Source organism: Bradyrhizobium sp. HKCCYLRH1030 (assembly GCF_051168395.1).
GTDB lineage: Bacteria > Pseudomonadota > Alphaproteobacteria > Rhizobiales > Xanthobacteraceae > Bradyrhizobium.
This window is the reverse complement of record NZ_JBNPUY010000010.1, coordinates 73,483-92,129: the sequence shown is the minus strand read 5'-3', so window position 1 is coordinate 92,129 and position 18,647 is coordinate 73,483. Positions and strand designations below refer to the sequence as shown.

Sequence of the window (18,647 nt, the reverse complement as noted above, 5' to 3'; positions counted from 1 at the left end):
TCATCACTTGATGTATGCCCAGGCTTGGGTGTGCGATCAGAACCGCCCGGACAGGACGATCGACGCGCTTCGTCCCGGACCGACGAGCACGAACGGGGTGGCACTCTGATAGAGAGCGTCGTAGTAGAGCTTGTCGAAGATGTTGGCAACAAACAGCTTCGCCGTCCAGTTCTTGTCGAGCTTGGCTTCCGCGAACGCATCGAAGCGCCAGTAGCTCGGCAGCTCCGTGCCCTGGTTCGCCGCCAGCCAGGTGCCGCCGAAGATCTTCGAGCGGTACACCGCCTGGCCGCCGATCTCCCAGGTGTCGTTGATCTGGTACTTCGTCAGCAGGCTGAACGACTGGTGCGCGGTGTTGGCGAGCTGCAGGCCGACATTGCTGGTGAACAGCGCGGTGTTGGCTGGCGGGATGTTCGACTTCGTCACCTCGGACTGCATCAGCACGATGCCGCCGAAGATGCTCCATTTGTCGGTCAGCTTGCCGCCCGCCTGCAGGTCGATGCCGCGGATGCGGTAGGCGGCACCGGCCGAGAGACACGGCACGGAGCCGATGGTGCCTGCCGGATACGGGCAGTCCGCGGTGGCCTGCGCGGCGCTGGTGATGTTGCGTGACTCGCGGGCGTTCTCCTTCTCGGTCTGGAACAGCGCTCCGGTGACCAGCAGGCGACCGTCGAGCAGCTCCCACTTGGTGCCGATCTCGATCGAGGTGTTCTTCTCGGGCCCGAAGATCTGGTTGGCGCCGCCATTGGTGACCGCCGACAGGCCGCCATATTGCGGGCTGAGGCCGTCGAACTCCGCGCCGACCGGATTCGACGAGGTGGCGTAGGCCGCATAGAAGCTGGCGTAGGGCACCGGCTTCAAGGTCATGCCGACGTTGAAGTTCGGCATGCCGCTGGAGGCCGCCGTCGAACCCGGCGTGTTGGCGACGCCGTTGACGGTGCCGAAGCCGTCGACCCGGACGTCGTATTTGTCGTAGCGCACGCCGCCGTTGAGGATGACGAGATCGCGGTAGTTGACGCTGTCGAGCGCGTAGACGCTCGCCGAGTCGATCTTCACGTTCGTCGGGAATTGTCCCAGCGACGGAATGCCGAACGGTAGGTTGGTGAACTGCGGGTTGAACACGCTCACGCCCGAGAGCGAGCCGCTGCCCGCGAACGCCAGGCCCTGCTGCTCGGATGTCAACCCGGTGTAGCTGTTGATGCGCGCCTTTTCCTGCGAGACTTCGAGCCCCGCGAGCACGGTGTGCCTGAAGTTGCCGGTATCGAACTTGTAGGTCGCCTCGAGCTGGTTGGCGAGCACGTCGGTCTGCTGGAAGCGGCTCTGCGGATTGGCCCGGATCGTCGAATTCGACAGCGGGTTGGTGAGCGTCGGGCCTTCCGGCAGCGTGCCGATGTAGTTCAGGGTCGAGCGCGACACCCGGATCTTGTCGGAGATCGTCAGGTCGGGCGTGACCTTCACCTCGGCGTTGAACGTACCGATGTCCTGTCCGACACGCGAGAAGTCGCGGTTGACGAAGCCGTACCAGGCGTTGCGCGGCGAGCCGACCTCGGGGAACGGCGCGCCGGCGGTGAGCGTGCTCGGCCGATAGTAGGGAACGCCGAAGTCCGGACGGCCGGTCACCTCGTTGTGGATGTAGTTGGCGGACAGGGTCACGGTGTCCAGCGGCGTCCACTTGGTGGCGACGAAGCCGCCGTTGCGGTTGTCGGTGACGTAGTCGCGGCCGGCCACGCCGGCATCCTGGAACAGGCCGCCGACGCGGGCAGCGAAGGTCGGCGTGATCTTCTGGTTGACGTCGATCACCACGCGCTTGGTCCTGTCGGTGCCGAGCGTGGTGTCCATGTTGTAGAAGCTGTTCTCGGTCGTGGCCTGCTTGGTCACGATGTTGATCGCGCCGCCGGTGGTGCCGCGGCCGGCGAAGGACGACGCCGGGCCGCGCAGGATCTCGACCTGCTCGGTGAAGAAGTTCTCGCGCACGGAGACGCCGGCGTCACGCACGCCGTCGATGAAGACGTCGTTGCGGGCGTCGAAGCCGCGGATGAAGAAGCGGTCGCCGAACGCGTTGCCGCCTTCGCCGGTGCCGAGCGTCACGCCGGCGGTGGAGAGCACCGCGGATTTGAGGCTGGTGGAGTTCTTGTCCGCCAGGATCTCCTTGCTCAGGACGGTGACGGTCTTCGGCGTGTTGAGCAGCTTCTCCGGAAACTTGCCGGAGGCCTGCAGCCGCTCGCCCTTGTAGTCGGAGGCGGGGCTGGAATAGGGGTTGCGGTCGGGCGGCAGATTGCTCTTCGGCGCCGCGGCCTGTTGCTGTTGTTGCTGGCGGGCGGCGCGGCGCATCGCGTCGCGGGCGCGGACCTGGTCCGCGGTCGGGCGCGAGGCGGCCGGCTTGGGGCGCGCCACCGGGGCTTCGACGGTGACGGACGGCAGCGGCGCCTGTTGGGCTTCGGCACCGGAGAACGAGGCAACCGCGATCAGGCTCGCGACTGCCGAGACTTTCACACCGGAAATCTCGGGAGATGGATCCCACTCGTGTCCGCTTGCCCCTCGCAAGCTCCTTGGAAAGACTGCCTTACCCATACTCGACCACCCCATTCGTTACGCAAAACTTTGACTTGGGTTCGCTTGAACGCCCGCAACCGGCGCGCGCTTGTTGCGAATGCAAGTCAAGAAGCGGGGGAAAGCGGCCCAAAGCTGGTTCCGCCGGTGGCCGGAATGCGAAAAGTTTCCATCCATTTCTGAGAATGAGAGTTGTTTGCAGACTGTCGCCCCGTAGCAACAGTTGAAATCTCCTGGTTGAACCGATCTCCGTCATTCAATTGCTGATGAGAGAATTGGTGGTCCTTCACGTCGTCTCGCGAGGTGGATCGTTCGCTTGACGATCACTTCGGTCGATCTTCGGTTCGAGCTGCTCCCCGCCGCGTCGCGAGATGCGGCGGGAATCTGGCGAATCCGTTGCCTGATCGGGGCGCGTGTGCGGCTCGGAACTTCGCCGTGGTGATCAGGTAGAACGCGGCGCCCGGAGCGACCTGGGTGAACGGGACGTTGCCGCGGTGGCAGGTGTCGGAATGGAGCGGTTGGTGAGGTTCCGAGCGTAGACCTTCATGCCGGGGGCCGGCATCTGCAGCGGTCTCGACCGTGAGATCAGCGGCGCTCGGCGATGATCGCGACCGGCCCGCCGCCGTCGGGACCCTGATGCTCGGCGCCGCCTGAGACGAACAGGTCGGTGAAGCCGAACAGCCCGGCCAGCGCGCCGCCGACGAAGGCGCGGGCATGGCGGGTGGAGGAGACGTCGCTGTCATCCAGCATGGTATGCCGCTGGCCGCGCAGCCGGCCGCTCTGCGCCGCCTCCGCCTTCGCGAGCACCGCGGCGATGCGGCTGCGATCGGCCGCCGCCACCTGGCCCGGCACGTTCAGGCCGAGCCGGGCGAGCGCCTGCCGGGCCGGCTCGATGTCGATAGCATCGCCCATGACGGCATGATCGATCGCGAGCGGCCCGCTCCAGGTGGCCGACATGCCGGCCACCATGATCTCGTGGTCGAGCAGCTCGACGCCGCCCGAGGTGGCCGCGCGCCCGCTGTAGCGCGAGACGTCGGCGCAGATCGTCGCGTCGGAGACATCGGCGGCGGCGAGCTCGCCGAGCGCGATCGCGACACCCAGCGCCGAGGCGCCGCGCGAGAAGCCCATCGATTTCAGCGTATCGCGCACGGCGGTGCGCTGTCCCCGGGCCTCGACCGCCTCGATGCGCTCCATCGTCAGCAGCGGACATTTCACCTGCACATAATGGACGTCGGAAGGATCGCTGATGCCGGCGTCGGTCATTGCCGCGCGCACGCCGGCGGCCACGAGCTCGACCTGCGGCATGCGGCCGAGATGCTCGCCCGGCAGCGCCGGCGTGCGCGCGCGCCCCAGCGCCAGCGATGCCGGGAAAGCGCGCGGCGCCGCGGCGTCATCCCCGTCGCGTGCCTCGAACACGATCATGTGCGGCGACAGCGCGCCCTCGGTGCCGCCCGACATCACCATCGCGATCTGCCGCACGGCGTCGGCTGCGAGATAGCGGCCGAGCAGCGTCTCCAGCGAGCGCACGGCGAAGGCGCGGGTGAAGTCGTTGACGCAGCCATTGCCCTCGGTCTTGCCGAGAATGGCGACGATGCCGGCGGGATCGATCGCGCCTTGCGCGATTCCGGTCTCGAGCGCGCCGACATCGTCCGGGCTGCGCATCGGCAGGCGGTGAACGTAGGCGCGGCGCAGCGTGGTCGGCATGTCGAGAACTCCTGTCGGGCGTCCGGCGACACTAGGCAATCACGAAGCCGCGCGCGACGGTGTTCCGGGATGGTCCGCGTGCTATCCTCCGCAATCCCATCTCGACGACCGGTGATCCATGCCTCTCTGGACCTGCTTTCAATGCGGCGCGCAGTTTCCCGATACGAAGGCGCCGCCCGGCCATTGCGTCGTCTGCGAGGACGAGCGGCAATATGTGAATTGGAAGGGACAGAGCTTCCTCAGCCGCGACGACCTTGCTGGCCGGCATCAGGTCATCTGGCGCGAGGATGACGGCCTGACCGGCCTCGCTCTGGACCCGAGCTTTGCGATCGGCCAGCGCGCGCTGCTCGTTCCCGAGCCGGACGGCTGCGTGATGTGGGACTGCATTCCCTTGGCGACCGATGCGGCCATCTCCCGCGTCCGCTCATTGGGCGGCCTGAAGGCCATCGCGGTGTCGCATCCGCACTACTATGGCGCGGCCGCCGATTGGAGCGCCGCGTTCGGCAACGCGCCGGTCTATCTCCATGGCGACGACCGCGCCTTCGTCACCCGGCCGCATCCGGCGATCGTGCCATGGACGGGCGATCGCCTCGCCATCTCGGATGACGTCGTGCTGCTGCGGACCGGCGGGCATTTTGCCGGCGCCACCATCCTGCATTGGCGCAAAGGTGCCGGTGGCAAGGGCGCGCTGTTGACCGGTGACATCGCGATGGTGGCGATGGATCGCCGCCACGTCAGCTTCATGTACTCCTATCCGAACTACATCCCGCTCGGCGCGGCCGCCGTGCGCCGCATCGCCGATGCGGTCGCGCCGCTGGCCTTCGATCGCATCTACGGCGCCTGGTGGCAGAAGAACATCGCCGACGATGCGAAGGCGGCGTTCGATCGCTCGGTGCGGCGTTATCTTCAGGCGATCGCTTGAGCCGCCAGCTTTGCGGAATCCCCGTAAAGTAACGGGGCATTAGGCACAACCAGAAGGTTGTTTCAGGGCATCTTGCAGTCTTTGGTCGGATGGTATCGAAGTATCCCGGGCGGAATGGGGTACCTCAATGCATTTGCCATCGTGCTCGTCGGCGACCGGCGCCATCGTGCCGGCCGGGCTCCTCGTGCATTCAGACCTCCGATCAGCTCCCCATCATCCGGTGTCCGCCTCCAGCGCCGGCGACCTGTCCTGGCGCTGGATTCTGTTGGCGCTGGTGCTCGCCATCGTGCTCGCGGTGCCGTTCCTGCTGGTCGATGTCCCGCCGGTGCTCGACTATCCCAACCACCTCGCGCGGCTGTTCGTCCTGGCGCATCCCGACGATCCCGTGCTGTCGCAGATATACGCGCCGAACTGGCGCATCCTGCCCAATCTCGGCATGGACGTGATCGGCGTCGCGCTGCTGCGCGTCACCGACGTTCATGTCGGCGGCCGCATCCTGCTCGCGCTCAGCCTGTTCGCGCCGCTCGTCGGCGTCATCACCTATCACCGCGCGGTGTTCGGCCGGCTCTCGTTGTGGCCGCTGGCGGCCGGCATCGTCGCCTATGACGGCGTCTTCCTGCTCGGCTTCATGAATTTCCAGCTCTCGCTCGGCCTGGCCCTCGGCGGCGCCGCCGGCTGGGTGGCGCTGCGCCGTCGGGGCGGCTGGCTGCCCGCGATCGCCTGGGGCGCCATCGCCGCGGCGGCCGCCTTCCTCTGCCACATCTTCGGCCTGCTGTTCTTCGCGGTCCTGATCGGCGCCGGAGAGGCCGATCGGTTGTGGCGGCTGCGCCGGTCGCCGGTCCTGGCGCGGGAGTTCGCTGTCGCTGCCTGTGCGCTCGGAGTCACGCTCAGCCCGGCCGTGCTGCTCTATGGGCTCTGTCCGCTGGGCGAGGGTGGATTGCAACTCGGCGACTGGGACGGACCGCCGAAGCTGTGGCGCATCATGACGCCGTTCCTGACAACCAGCGCCGAGCTGACGATCATCACGACGGTCGTGGTGATGTCTGTGTTGGTCCTCGTCCGGCGCCAGCTCGTCGTCGCGCCGGGCGTTCCGCTGGCGCTGGCGGCGCTGTTCGTCGCCTTCGTCGCCGCGCCGTGGACGGCGCTGGGAGGAACGTTGATCGACATGCGCTTTGCCGCGATGTGCGGCCTGCTGCTGTTCGCCGGCTTGCAGCCGGTCGTGTCTGGCAGGAAGGCGGTGCTCGTCGGCATCGTCCTCTCGGGGCTGATGTTGATTCGGACCGCGGATATCGCATCGGCATGGATCGATCACAGGGTGGACCTTGCCGAACTGCGCGCGGCGATCGCGCATGTGCAGCCCGGCGCGCGCGTCATCGCCGCGCATGGCCACGAGCAGCCCGTCTCCAGCCGGCGCGAGCGGATCCTGCCCGGATTCCGCTACGTCGATTCCCATATGGCGGCGCTGCTCGTGATCGAGCGGCGGGCGTTCTGGCCGCTGATGTTCGCCCATCCGAACCAGCAGCCCATCACGGTCCGTCCCTCTTTCGCTCGTCTTGCGCAGCCGCTGGCCGAGCCCGCCGCGTGGCGCTGGCTGCAACCTGACACGCCGCCCGCCGACGTGTTGCCGCTCGCGCGCTATCTGGCCGGCTGGCGGTCGAACTTCGATGCTGTCCTGCTGCTCGACCCGCCAGTCCCTGAGCAGCCGGTCGCCGGACTCACGCCGCTCTATCTCGGCAGCTACATCCAACTGTTCCGCATCGGGCAGGGCACCGGCACCACCGCTGTGCAGGAGCCTCAGCCCGCTCCGCCGGCGGCCTCACCTTCGTGAAGCCGGAACGACGGCCGCCGCTCCCCATCCGTCTCCGGTGATCCTTTGTCGCCGTTCGGCCGTTGCCTTGCGCTGGCCGGGCGCTAGGCGCGGTCGGTGGCGCCACAACGGAGAAGCGACATGCAACGCATCGTGCCGGGGCCGGGCCAGGAATCGGTGTGGGACTATCCGCGGCCGCCGCGGCTGGAGCGCTGCACGGCGCGGCTGCGCGTCGCATTTGCCGGCGTTACCATCGCCGACACGCAGGATGGCCATCGCGTGCTCGAGACCAGCCATCCTCCAGTCTACTACATCCCGCCGCAGCATGTCGCGATGCAGTGGCTGCGGCGCGCGCCCGGCCGGTCGTTCTGCGAGTTCAAGGGCGTCGCCGGCTACTGGACGCTGGAGGTCGGCGGCCGCGTGTCCGAGCAGGCCGCCTGGAGCTACGAGCAGCCGACGGCGCCATTCGCACCGATCGCGGGCCATCTGGCGTTCTATGCCTCGCGGGTCGAGGCCTGCTTCGTCGGCGACGAGCGCGTTGCCGCGCAACAGGGCGATTTCTACGGCGGCTGGATCACCTCTCGTGTCGTCGGACCGTTCAAGGGCGGGCCGGGTACGCGGCACTGGTAGACAGGCTCCCGTCCCGATGCATGATCCGGTCGCCGATCCTGATCGTAGGGATGAATGGTGACGGCAGCCTGCGCATGCAGCGCGGCCTGACTTGGCTGGGGCCGCAATCCCTGCCGGACCAGATCTCATCTTCACGACGCCGGGGGAATGCCATGCGACGGTTGATGAAGTTTCTGCACACGATGGGCGCGATCGGCATGATGGGCGCGATGGCCTGCCTCGTCGTGCTGCTCGGCCTCATCCCGCAGCCGTCGGTGTCGCTCGCGCACTATGCCGAGATGCGCGCGGCGATGGGCGCCATCGTGCGCTACGTGTTCTTCCCCTCGCTCGGCCTGACCCTGGTCGCCGGCCTGCTGGCGATCGCGATCAACCGCGCGCTGCACAGCGCCGGCTGGGCGCTCGCCAAGCTCGCTTCCGGCATCCTCGTCTTCGAATGGGGCTTTGCCGCCGTGCAGGGACCGATGCAGGAAGCCGCCGAGGAGGCCGCGCGCGCCGTCGCCGGCCAGATCGATCCGGCGACGCTTGCGCCCAACTTCGGCACCGAGCAGGGCGCCATCTGGGTCATGCTCGGCGTCGCCACCGTGAACGTCATCCTGGGCGTCTGGCGGCCGAAGTTTACGAATTTGCCGGATTGAACGGCGACGAGATTGTCCGACGTCGGTTGCGGTCAGCTTCCAGCATTCTGCGCCGCGAGTGCCGCTCTCGCGTCTCCCCTCCCCCTTGCGGGGAGGGGTCGGGGGTGGGGGTCCCCACGGGCGGTGTCTCGATAGCTCGGATCGATTGGCCGCTGTTGGGCTGACCAGCCCGAACGAAACTCCGCGCCCGCGGACCCCCACCCCCAACCCCTCCCCGCAAGGGGGAGGGGAGCGCACCGCCGCCGCCGCGTGATCTGCGGATTTTGCGAAATTGCTCTTGCTATTTTTCCGAAATCATGTTTTTCTCTCCCCATCCCGCCTCGTGCAGAGGGACGTACGCGTCGTCACGAACGTGGAGGTGGGCTGCGATGGACGTGACGGCTGCGCCAGACGAGCGCAGTCCGGCGCGGACGGCGAAGTCGTGTGGTCCTGGCCTCTCGACGCTGAGGTCAAGTTCGCTTTCGATGCTGTGACGGCTCGGGGCGGGCGATGGGGGCAAGAACGCCGATCCCCAGGGAGAGCACGAAGGACACCGTTAAAACCGATCGCGCGGGGGAGGCCGGTTGTCAGGCCCGACCTGTGGTGACTGCCGCCTGCTTTCTTGTTGCAGGCGGGCCATGGGCCGCGGTCAGCACCCGGCCTTCCCCGCGCCCTCTCATTTTCAGAGGGACGACTGCCGCATCACTCGGGCACCGATCGTGCCGCGGGATCGCGAACACGCATGCAAGATCACATGTTCAGGATGGCATCAGGGGGCGGGCCCGCGGCCTCCGACGACGCGCATTGTCTTCAGCTGGTCATGCCCGACGCCAGCGCCGCCGCGGCGCTGACGCCGGCCATGTCGACGTTTTCAGAGCTGCGTCGCCCGCAGCTCGATCGTGAGCGGTACGGTCGTGCGCCGGGCAGCCGGATCGGCCGGCATCTGCAGCACGCGGGCGCGCTGGCCGGTGGCGAGGTCGGTGACCTTGACGATTCGGCCATTGGAGAATTCGAGCGCATCGTGATGTTCGGTCGGCTTGTTGGTGTCGACCTGCCGGAAGCGGGCGAGATGGGCGCCGACCTTGCGCCGGAAGAAGAAGCCCTTGATGCGGACATCGTCTTCGAAGGCGAGCTCCGTGCCCGGCCGCAGGCAGACGGCGGTCAACGGGTCGTCCTTGGTGCAGAAGCCGCGGGTCTCCGTGCCGGGAAATCGACAGGAGACCAGCACGTCGGCAGTTTTGGCATCGCGGGAAGCAACAGTATGGAGGCTGTAGTCACACATGGGGAGCTCCTGAAGGCCGCCAGCACTGAGGCCGCAACGGCGTAGCAGGAGAGTTGTTCCATGTTGTTGCAGCCCGTCTGTTCGAGGACACCCGCCGCGGGACCGGCCGGCGGCGGGAACTCGCGATCAGGTGAGATGCGCAGCTTCTTCGGCCTCGTCCTCGGCGGCGCCCCAATGCGAGGCGTCCTTGATGGTCGGATCGATCAGCTCGCCGCGCAGCAGCGCCAGCGGCGACTTCCAATACAGCGCGATATTGTGGAACGGGTCGGTCAGCACCTTGAAGGCCCAGATCAGGCCCGTCGAGACATCCTGCATTGCAAACAGCTGAATGACGCGAAACAGACCGCCGCCGATGCCGACCGCGAGCCAGAGCAGGCCGACGTGGCGGACGAAGTCCATCCGGCCGGTCGGCTCGGCGAACAGGCCGAACAGCGTCGGAAACGCGAACAGCGCCACCGGCACCAGGCCCCACACCGTCAGCAGCACGATCTTGCGGGTCTGATTGTAGCCGACCTTGACCGCCTCCTTGTAGTCATTGCTGACGCCGTTGACGTGGTCATAGCCGTTCGGTTCGAAGAAGAAGTGCCCGGTCTGCCGCGTCAGCATCGCGAGCCAGCCGACCAGACCGGCCATCGCCGGATCCTTGAACAGCAGCGCATAGCACACGAGGAAGATCACGGCGCTGACCAGGTGCAGCGTCTGATTGATCCGGCTCTGATGATAGTAGCGATAGTCGTCGAAGCGCTGCGTCTGCAGCGTCTTGTAGTAGCGCGACATGCGAATCCCCGTGCCGTTGTGGAACGAGGCGAAGACGTAGAGGGCCTCGGTGAAGGTGGCGTGACATTATGATGTTGTCACAATGAAACCGACCGGGATCGGATCGGGAGCCGCAATGTGCGCAAGCGAGCGGACTCTGCGCCGGCGCACGACTCGCCGGCTGGTCTCTCTGTCTGCCGCAAAATGCGGAGAAACGGCTTTGATCCGGATCAAAGCCGGCTGCCGATGTGACGTGTTGCGGCCTGCGTCAGCCGGCGGGCGACCTTGCCAGCCGGATCGCCTCGCTCAGGATCGCCCGGTCACCGATATGGTTGGCGAGCAGCAGCACCAGCCTGGCGTTCATGCGCAGCGCCTCGTCCTCGCCGAGGTCGCGCTGGCCGCCGATCAGCTCGGCATAGAAGTCGTCGGGATCGCTGATGTTCGGGGTGAGGGTCAGGCTCATGCTGCAAGCTCCTGCTGGACCGCGCCGCGCCTGCCGCAGGCGCGCCGGACCGCGTCCGTGATCGCGTCCCCGTCGAACTGCGGCCAGCGGGCGGTGACATATTGATCGGGACGGAACAGATAGGTCGTGCCGGGCGAGGCGCCGTATCGTGCCGCGAGCAGGCCCGTGGCATCGGCGATGTCGCGACCGACGACGATCACCTGCGCCGTGATGCCGTCGATGGTGAGCTGCTCGGCCGTCACGGCGGGGTCGAACGTGACCACGGTGAAGCTGGAGCCGAGACAGTTCAGCAACCAGCCGGGCTCGCCCGCGATCGTCACCGGTGCATCGGCGGCATTGGTGCCAGGCGTCATCGCGCCGGGGACGTTGCCGCCGTCGGGCGTATTCAACGACGACGCGACATAGGGCGTCGGCGTCGACAGCCGGCCGCTGTTGACCAGCGGCCGCGCAAAGCCGTGGTTCTGTGCGAGGTCGAGCACGGCGTCGCGGTAAAGGCGACTGGCTTGCGTCTTCGGCGTGATGAAATCGGTCGCGCGCGTCGAGTTCAGGATGTTGTCGTCGGCGGCAAAGGCGCGCTCCTCGTGATAGCTGTCGATCAGGCTCTCCGGCGCCTCGCCGCGCAGCACCATTGCCAGCTTCCAGGCGAGGTTGTCGATGTCCTGCACGCCGGTGTTGGCGCCGCGGGCGCCGAACGGCGACACCTGGTGCGCCGCGTCGCCCGCGAAGAGGACGCGGCCGTGACGGAAATTGTCGATCCGGCGGCAGGCGAACTGATAGATCGACACCCATTCGAGCTCAAATTCGGTGCTCTCGCCGAGCATGGCCCGGATGCGTGGGATCACGCGCTCGGGCTTCTTCTCCTCGTCCGGATTGGCGTCCCAGCCGAGCTGGAAGTCGATGCGCCAGATGTTGTCGGACTGGCGATGCAGCAGCACCGACTGTCCCGGATGGAACGGCGGATCGAACCAGAACCAGCGCTCGGTCGGATACTCCGCCTTCATCCTGACGTCGGCGATCAGGAAGCGGTCCTGAAAGAACTGAACCGTGAACTCGGCGCCGACCATGCGCCGCGTATCGGAATTGGCGCCGTCGCAGGCGATCACCCACTGCGCCTCCATGGTGAAGATGCCGTCCGGCGTCTCCACCGCGAGCTGCGCGGAGTCGTCGGTCTGCTTGAGGCTGACGAGCCGATGCTTCCAGCGCAGATCGATCAGCGGAGTCCTGTTGCAGGCATCGACCAGAATCTCCTCGAGATAGTATTGTTGCAGGTTGATCATTGCCGGCCAGCGATGGTCGGGCTCGGGCAGCAAATCGAATTGATAAGAGAGCTGGTCGCGGAAGAACACCTTGCCGATGTTCCAGCTCACGCCCTTTTCCACCATCGGCGCGGCGCAGCCGAGCCGATCCCAGATCTCGAGCGGGCGCTTGGCGTAGCACACGGCGCGGGAGCCGATGCTGACGGTATCGTTGTCGTCGAGCACGACCACGGGCTGGCCGCGGGCGGCGAGATCGAGCGCCGCTGTCAGGCCGATCGGCCCGGCGCCGATCACGACGATCGGATGGCGGCGGGTCTCGCCGCTGCGCTGCTCCGCCGAGCAGACATAGGGAAATCGCGGATAGACATAGTTGCTCATGGCTGCCTCGCCTGGCGCGTTGCGGTCGGGACTGTCGGGACGAGCAATCGCTCAGTCGCTGCCTGCGAATTCCTTCTCGTGCATCCAGGCGGTGTGCCGCGGCGGCTTCTTGGTGGTCGCCCATTCGTCGACCATGGCGTGGGCGACCGACTTCATCCGCGCGATCTGCTCGGGCGTTGCAGTCCAGGCCGCGATCTCCAGCCGATGGCCGCTCGGATCATGGAAATAGATCGACTTGAAGATGGTGTGGTCGGTGATCCCGACGACGTCGAGGCCGGCGGCCTCGGCGCGCGCCTTGGCTTCTTCCAGCTCCTCCATGTCCTTGACCTGGAAGGCGATGTGCTGGGTCCATTCCGGGGTGTTCGGATCGCGCCCCATCGGCGGCGAGTTCGGCAGCTCGAAGAAGGCGAGGATGTTGCCGTTTCCCGCATCCAGGAAGATGTGCATGTACGGATCGGGCGCCTTGGTCGAGGGCACCTTGTCCTCGGCGATGGCGCCGAGCAGGTCCATGTTGAGGACCTTCTTGTAGAACTCGACCGTGGCCTTGGCGTCGACGCAGCGATAGGCGACGTGATGTATCTTCTCGATCTGCATGATTGTCCTCCCGTTGTTGCCAGGATAGTAACGAATGATACGATTGTGCGGCATTGATCCAGATCAACCCGACCGGGATCGGATCGAGGTCGCCAGGGGCTGGAAGGACGAGGACAGAGACGCAATGACGAAGCCGGCCACCGACATGCGCGACCGCAAGCAGGGCGAGGCGGCCACGGAGCGCGAGCTCCGATTGCAGCGCTATTTTCCCTACCGGCTGGCCCGGCTCGCCGAACAGGTGTCGCTGGCGGTGGCGGAGGTCTATGCCGACCGCTTCGCGCTGTCGCGCCAGGAATGGCGGATCCTCGCGGCGCTCGGCGAGCAGCCGCGGCTGCCGACCAAGGAGATCGGCCGGCTGACGACGCTCGACAAGATGAACGTCAGCCGCGCCATGCAGAGCCTGGAGGCGCGCGGCATCGTCAGCCGCAGCCGCGATCCCGAGGATGGACGGGAGCGGATCGTAGCGCTGACGGCCGCCGGGCGGGCGCTGTACCGCAGAATCGTGCCCCATGCGCTGGCGCGCGAGGCGGAGCTGCTGAGCGTGCTTTCGGCCGCCGAGATCGCGACCCTCGACACGGTCATCGACAAGCTGCTCGCGGCCGCCGAACGATCGCTCGATGATCCCCCCGGCCGAAAGGCTTGATCGGTGCCGCCGCCGCGCTATATCGACGGTCTCTCTCCACCCCTGATAGCATGGGCCAACGTACGACGATGACCGACACCGCCACCGTTAGCCATTCCTTCCAGGCCGAAGTCTCCGAGCTGCTCCATCTGATGGTGCATTCGGTCTATTCCGAGACCGACATTTTCCTGCGCGAGCTGATTTCGAACGCCTCGGACGCCTGTGACAAGCTGCGTTACGAGGCGATCGCCAGACCCGATCTGATCGGCGACGGCGAGGCGCCGCAGATCCGCATCATCCCGAACAAGGCCGCTGATACGCTGACCATCGCCGACAGCGGCATCGGCATGGAGCGCCAGGAACTGATCGACCATCTCGGCACCATCGCCCGCTCCGGCACCAAGGCGTTCGTGCAGAAGCTGGCCGAGGCCAAGGACGGCACCGGCCTGATCGGCCAGTTCGGCGTCGGCTTCTACTCGGCCTTCATGGTCGCCGACCGCATCGTCGTGATCAGCCGCCGTGCCGGCGGCAGCGAGGTCTGGACCTGGACCTCGTCGGGCGGCGCGGGCTTCGAGGTCGCGCCCGCGTCCGAGGAGGATGCCAAGCGGGTGACGCGCGGCACCGAGATCGTGCTGCACCTCAAGGACGACGCCAAGAAATATCTCGAAACCTATGAGATCGAGCGCATCGTCACCGCCTATTCCGACAACATCCAGTTTCCGATCATGCTGGTGCCGGAGGAGGGCGAGCCGCGCCAGATCAACTCCGCCAGCGCGCTGTGGCAGCGCTCGAAGTCCGAGCTGACGTCCGAGGACTACAGCAAGGCCTACAAGTCGATTGCGCACGCGTTCGACGAGCCGGCGATGACGTTGCACTACCGGGCCGAGGGCCGCTATTCCTACGCGGTGCTGCTGTTCGCGCCGTCGACCAAGCCGTTCGACCTGTTCGAGCCGGCGCGCAAGGGCAAGGTCAAACTCTATGTCCGCCGCGTCTTCATCACCGATGACGCCGACCTGATGCCGGCCTATCTGCGCTTCATCCGCGGAGTGATCGACAGCGAGGACCTGCCGCTCAATTTGTCGCGCGAGATGCTGCAGAACAATCCGCAGCTGGCGCAGATCCGCAAGGCCGTGACCACGCGCGTGATCGGCGAGCTGGAGCAGCTCGCCGACAAGGATGCCGAAAACTTCGACAAGATCTGGGATTCGTTCGGCGCCGTGATCAAGGAAGGCCTGTACGAGGATTTCGAGCGCCGCGACAAGCTGCTGGCGCTGTCGCGCTTCACCACGACATCGGGCGAGCGGCGATCGCTGAAGCAATATGTCGAGGGTCTCAAGGAGAACCAGACCGAGATCTATTTCCTGGTTGGTGACAGCATCGAGCGGCTGAAGTCCAATCCGCGGCTCGAGGCCGCCAAGGCGCGCGGCGTCGAAGTGCTGCTCCTCACCGATCCGGTCGATGCGTTCTGGACCTCGGCACGGCTGGAGTTCGACGGCAAGCCGCTGAAGTCGCTGAGCCAGGGCGACATCAATTTCGACCCGATCCCGGTAACCGAGCCGACGCAAGCGGACGAGGCGCAGCCGGCGGCCGACGAAGCCAACACGATCGCGTTGATCAAGGCGAGCCTCGGCGACCACGTCACCGACGTGAAGGTCTCGACCCGGCTTACCACCAGCGCGTCGTGCCTGGTGGCCGGCAGCCATGGTCCGGATCGCGAGCTGGAGCGCATCCTGTCGCAGCAGGCGCGCGGGGCGCGCACCAAGCCGATCCTCGAGATCAATCTGCGCCATCCGCTGGTCGTCGCGGTCGCCAAGGCCGCCGCCGACAAGGCCAAGGTCGACGATCTGTCGTTCCTGCTGCTCGAGCAGGCGCAGATCCTCGACGGCGAACTGCCGGAGGATCCGGCCGCCTTCGCGGCCCGTCTCAACCGGCTGGTGCTGCTAGGCGTCGCGGGGGCCTGAGGCAGGCGGGTCGCCGGGCGCGGAGGTCAGTTCTTCGCGCTCACCTGCGGGACCAGCTTGCGCCAGTGCATGATCTCGGCGCGGTAGGTCGCGGCATAGACGCCGACGTCGCCGGTGAGCGGCGTGGCGCCGACCTCGGCGAACTGCCTGCTGATGTCGGGATCGGCCAGCGCGGCGTTGATCTCGCGGTTGAGCAGCTCGACGATGGCTTTCGGCGTGCCGTGCGGCACCGCGACGCCATAGAAGCCGGAGGTTTCGAACGCCGGCAGCACGTCGGCGACCGGCGGCAGATCGGGGAAGGCGGCGGCGTGCTCGCGCGTCGTGACGGCGAGCGCCCGGACCTTGCCGCTGCGCAGGAGGTCGACGGCGGAAGCGGCGTTGTCGAACATCGCGTGGATATGGCCGGAGGCGAGGTCGGTCAGGGCAGGCCCCGAGCCACGATAATGCACGACTGACCAGGTGATGCCGCCGAGGGTCCGGAACAGCTCGGCCGACAGCAGCTGGACGGTGCCGGGACCGGCGGAGCCGACGCTGAGCTTGCCCGGGTTGGCCTTGGCATAGGCCAGGAATTCCGGCAGCGTCTCGACCGGCAGCTGCCGGCTGACCAGCAGCAGCAGCGGCATGCGCGCCATGCCGGCGACGGGGACGAGATCTCCGTCGGCGCCGGGCGGGCCGTCGGTCGAGGCCGTAATGACGTTGGCGGTCGAGGTCGCAAGGATCGTGTAGCCGTCCGGCGCGGCGCTCGCGACGCTCTTGGTGGCGGTCGCGCCGCCCGCACCCGGCCGGTGATCGAGCACGAAGGGCTGGCCCAGTCGGCGGGTCAGCCGGTCGCAGATCAAGAGCGACAGCCGGCCGGTGGCTCCGCCCGGGGCAAACGGAATGACCCAGGTGACGGGCTGAGCCGGATAGGGCGCATCAACTCCGGCGAACGCCGTGGTCGAAGTCATGGCTGCAACGCTGCTCCAGGCGGCGCAGCGCAGCAAGGCGCGTCGTGTCATCGTGTCCTTGGGCATGCCGGCCTTCGCGTTGGCATGTTCTGGGAGCGGTACGCTAACCGGCATTTCCGAGAACTTCGTAAAGGATCGCATTCGCATCAACAGCGACGCACTCTCGGCCGGTTAACCCTCCCGATTAACGGCCGGTCAGGCCACCCGGCCTATAAGCACGCCGAATTGGGGTGAGGGCGTTCATGAACTCCGGACAGTCGGATCGATCTGTGGAACTCAGCACGGCCCCTCGGAAGCCGTCGGCGGCGAAGATCTGGCTGAAGGCGATCGAGCTGACCTCGCGCATCGAGGCAGAGCCGGCGCGGCTGTTCGCCGACGTGGTGGATGACTGGGCCGCGAAGCAGCCCGAACGGCCGGCGCTGATCTCCGATCGCGAGACGCTGAGCTATTCCGCCCTGTCTGCGCGCATCAACCGATACGCCCGCTGGGCGCTGGCCAACGGCATCGGGCCTGGCCACACGATCGCTTTGATGATGCCGAGCCGGCCCGACTACCTGGCCGCCTGGCTTGGGATCAGCCGCGTCGGCGGCGTGGTTGCGCTCATCAACGCCAATCTCGTCGGCCCGTCGCTCGCGCATTGCATCAATGTGGCTCGGCCAGTCCAGGTGATCGTCTCCAAGGACTTGCACGAAGCCTATACGGAAGTTGCGCCGTTGATCGCGGGCGGGCCGCGTGTCTGGGTTGCCGACGGCGGCGATCTCGACGTCGCGATCGCCGCGATGGATACGCACGCGCTCGACGCAACCGAGCGCCGCGCCGTGACGATCAACGACCGCGCGCTGCTGATCTACACCTCCGGCACGACGGGCCTGCCCAAGGCCGCCAGCATCAGCCATCGCCGCATCATGAATTGGGGCGGCTGGTTTGCCGGCCTCACCGGCGCAGGTCCCGACGATCGCCTCTATGACTGTCTGCCGGTCTATCATTCCGTCGGCGGTATCGTCGCGCCCTGCAGCATGCTGCGCGCCGGCGGTGCGGCGGTGCTCGCGGAGAAATTCTCGGCGAGCAATTTCTGGCGCGACATCGTCCGTCACGATTGCACGCTGGTGCAATATATCGGCGAGCTCTGCCGCTACCTGCTGGCCGCCGCGCCATCCGATTTCGACCGCGCCCATCGGCTGCGGCTCGCCTGCGGCAACGGAATGCGCGGCGACGTCTGGGAGGCGTTCCAGGCGCGTTTCGGCATTCCCCAGGTGCTCGAATTCTATGCCGCGACCGAAGGCAACTTCTCACTCTACAATGTCGAGGGCAGGGTGGGATCGATCGGGCGCGTGCCGTCGCTGCTTGCGCATCGCTTTCCCGCCGAAATCATCAAGCTGGATGCCGACCAGCGCGCACCCTTGCGCGGACCCGACGGGCGGTGCCTGGTCTGTACGCGCGGCGAGACCGGCGAGGCCATTGGCCGCATCGGTACGGCGGACCAGGGAGGCGGCCGCTTCGAGGGCTATACCGACACGGGCGAGACCGAGAAGAAGATCCTGCGCGACGTCTTCGCCAAGGGCGACGCCTGGTTCCGCACCGGTGACCTGATGCGCCAGGACGACCAGGGCTTCTTCTATTTCGTCGATCGTCTCGGCGACACCTTCCGCTGGAAGGGCGAGAACGTCGCGACCAGCGAGGTGAACGAGGCGATCCTGCAATGTCCCGGCGTGTTGGAAGCATCGACCTACGGTGTTGTCGTGCCCGGCAGGGACGGACGCGCCGGCATGGCTGCGCTCGTCGTCGGCGACAGCTTCGATCTCGATCGCCTCTCTTTAGAACTTGCCCGCCGATTGCCGCCCTATGCGCGGCCGGTGGCGCTCCGCATCACGTCGTCGCTGCAGTCGACCGAAACATTCAAGCAGAAGAAGCAGGAACTGATGCGCGACGGCTTCGATCCGTCGATCGTGCACGAGCCGCTCTACGTGCGCGACGCCGGGACGGGTGCCTATTGCCTGCTCGATCGGGATCTCCATGCGCGAATCCTCGCCGGCGAGGTTCGTTTGTAGATGATTTTAATCATAGGCCATGATGGGTATTTACCAACGGTCCCGAAAGATGGCTGGCAAGTCCGGCTTCCTTCACCTTCTCGTCCTATGGTCGGTTTCATCGTTTGAACAGTGAG

General features: G+C 66.7%; 15 protein-coding genes. 7 read left to right on the top strand and 8 right to left on the bottom strand.

Annotated elements, in window-relative coordinates:
* Positions 1–36 precede the first annotated feature (36 nt).
* Both ACQR1E_RS26395 and ACQR1E_RS26390 read right to left on the bottom strand, forming a co-directional pair.
* Positions 37–2,568: a TonB-dependent receptor gene (locus tag ACQR1E_RS26395; RefSeq protein WP_316186071.1), complete on the bottom strand. Its 2,532-nt coding sequence runs from the start codon at positions 2,566–2,568 to the stop codon at positions 37–39.
* Positions 2,569–3,132: 564 nt separating this feature from the next.
* Entirely contained in the window at positions 3,133–4,251 is a 1,119-nt protein-coding gene (locus ACQR1E_RS26390; RefSeq protein ID WP_316167908.1) for a ring-opening amidohydrolase, read from the bottom strand.
* A 118-nt stretch (positions 4,252–4,369) separates the two neighbouring features.
* On the opposite strand from ACQR1E_RS26390, the gene ACQR1E_RS26385 reads away from it, so the two are divergent.
* From ACQR1E_RS26385 to ACQR1E_RS26370, 4 genes are all read left to right on the top strand, one after another.
* Positions 4,370–5,173, top strand: a complete 804-nt coding sequence (locus ACQR1E_RS26385) for an MBL fold metallo-hydrolase (RefSeq protein WP_434897764.1) — start codon at positions 4,370–4,372, stop codon at positions 5,171–5,173.
* Between the two features lie 127 nt (positions 5,174–5,300).
* Complete coding sequence (locus ACQR1E_RS26380) at positions 5,301–7,001, top strand: hypothetical protein (RefSeq protein WP_315753734.1); 1,701 nt, start codon at positions 5,301–5,303, stop codon at positions 6,999–7,001.
* A 120-nt stretch (positions 7,002–7,121) separates the two neighbouring features.
* Positions 7,122–7,610, top strand: coding sequence for a DUF427 domain-containing protein (locus tag ACQR1E_RS26375; protein ID WP_315753732.1), 489 nt, complete (start codon positions 7,122–7,124; stop codon positions 7,608–7,610).
* A 152-nt stretch (positions 7,611–7,762) separates the two neighbouring features.
* On the top strand, positions 7,763–8,245 hold the full coding sequence (locus tag ACQR1E_RS26370) for a hypothetical protein (protein ID WP_315828454.1): 483 nt from the start codon (positions 7,763–7,765) through the stop codon (positions 8,243–8,245).
* An 850-nt stretch (positions 8,246–9,095) separates the two neighbouring features.
* Here ACQR1E_RS26370 and ACQR1E_RS26365 read toward each other — a convergent pair.
* The 5 genes from ACQR1E_RS26365 to ACQR1E_RS26345 all read right to left on the bottom strand — a co-directional run bounded on the left by ACQR1E_RS26365 (position 9,096) and on the right by ACQR1E_RS26345 (position 12,953).
* Positions 9,096–9,506 carry a hypothetical protein gene (locus ACQR1E_RS26365; RefSeq protein WP_315716509.1) on the bottom strand — a complete coding sequence of 137 codons (411 nt, stop codon included), beginning with the start codon at positions 9,504–9,506 and terminating at the stop codon, positions 9,096–9,098.
* A 126-nt stretch (positions 9,507–9,632) separates the two neighbouring features.
* Positions 9,633–10,283, bottom strand: coding sequence for an Mpo1-like protein (locus tag ACQR1E_RS26360; protein WP_316171297.1), 651 nt, complete (start codon positions 10,281–10,283; stop codon positions 9,633–9,635).
* Positions 10,284–10,530: 247 nt separating this feature from the next.
* Complete coding sequence (locus tag ACQR1E_RS26355; RefSeq protein ID WP_315716512.1) at positions 10,531–10,725, bottom strand: DUF2783 domain-containing protein; 195 nt, start codon at positions 10,723–10,725, stop codon at positions 10,531–10,533.
* A complete protein-coding gene (locus ACQR1E_RS26350) occupies positions 10,722–12,359 on the bottom strand; it encodes an FAD-dependent oxidoreductase (RefSeq protein WP_434897763.1) in 1,638 nt (545 codons plus the stop codon). Before ACQR1E_RS26350 ends, ACQR1E_RS26355 begins: the two co-directional genes overlap by 4 nt.
* Before the next feature lie 51 nt (positions 12,360–12,410).
* A complete protein-coding gene (locus ACQR1E_RS26345) occupies positions 12,411–12,953 on the bottom strand; it encodes a VOC family protein (protein WP_315716514.1) in 543 nt (180 codons plus the stop codon).
* 124 nt (positions 12,954–13,077) lie between these two features.
* Here ACQR1E_RS26345 and ACQR1E_RS26340 point away from each other — a divergent pair, with 124 nt between their 5' ends.
* Positions 13,078–13,596, top strand: coding sequence for a MarR family winged helix-turn-helix transcriptional regulator (locus tag ACQR1E_RS26340; protein WP_316167899.1), 519 nt, complete (start codon positions 13,078–13,080; stop codon positions 13,594–13,596).
* Positions 13,597–13,664: 68 nt separating this feature from the next.
* Positions 13,665–15,536, top strand: a complete 1,872-nt coding sequence (htpG, locus tag ACQR1E_RS26335; protein WP_315716516.1) for a molecular chaperone HtpG — start codon at positions 13,665–13,667, stop codon at positions 15,534–15,536.
* Between the two features lie 26 nt (positions 15,537–15,562).
* On the opposite strand, the gene ACQR1E_RS26330 is transcribed toward htpG, so the two are convergent.
* Positions 15,563–16,549 carry a Bug family tripartite tricarboxylate transporter substrate binding protein gene (locus ACQR1E_RS26330; protein ID WP_434897762.1) on the bottom strand — a complete coding sequence of 329 codons (987 nt, stop codon included), beginning with the start codon at positions 16,547–16,549 and terminating at the stop codon, positions 15,563–15,565.
* Positions 16,550–16,725: 176 nt separating this feature from the next.
* Between ACQR1E_RS26330 and ACQR1E_RS26325 the strand changes: the two genes are divergently transcribed.
* Positions 16,726–18,531 (top strand): long-chain-acyl-CoA synthetase, encoded by a 1,806-nt coding sequence (locus tag ACQR1E_RS26325; RefSeq protein WP_434897761.1) that lies wholly within the window; start codon positions 16,726–16,728, stop codon positions 18,529–18,531.
* The last annotated feature ends 116 nt before the right edge of the window (positions 18,532–18,647 follow it).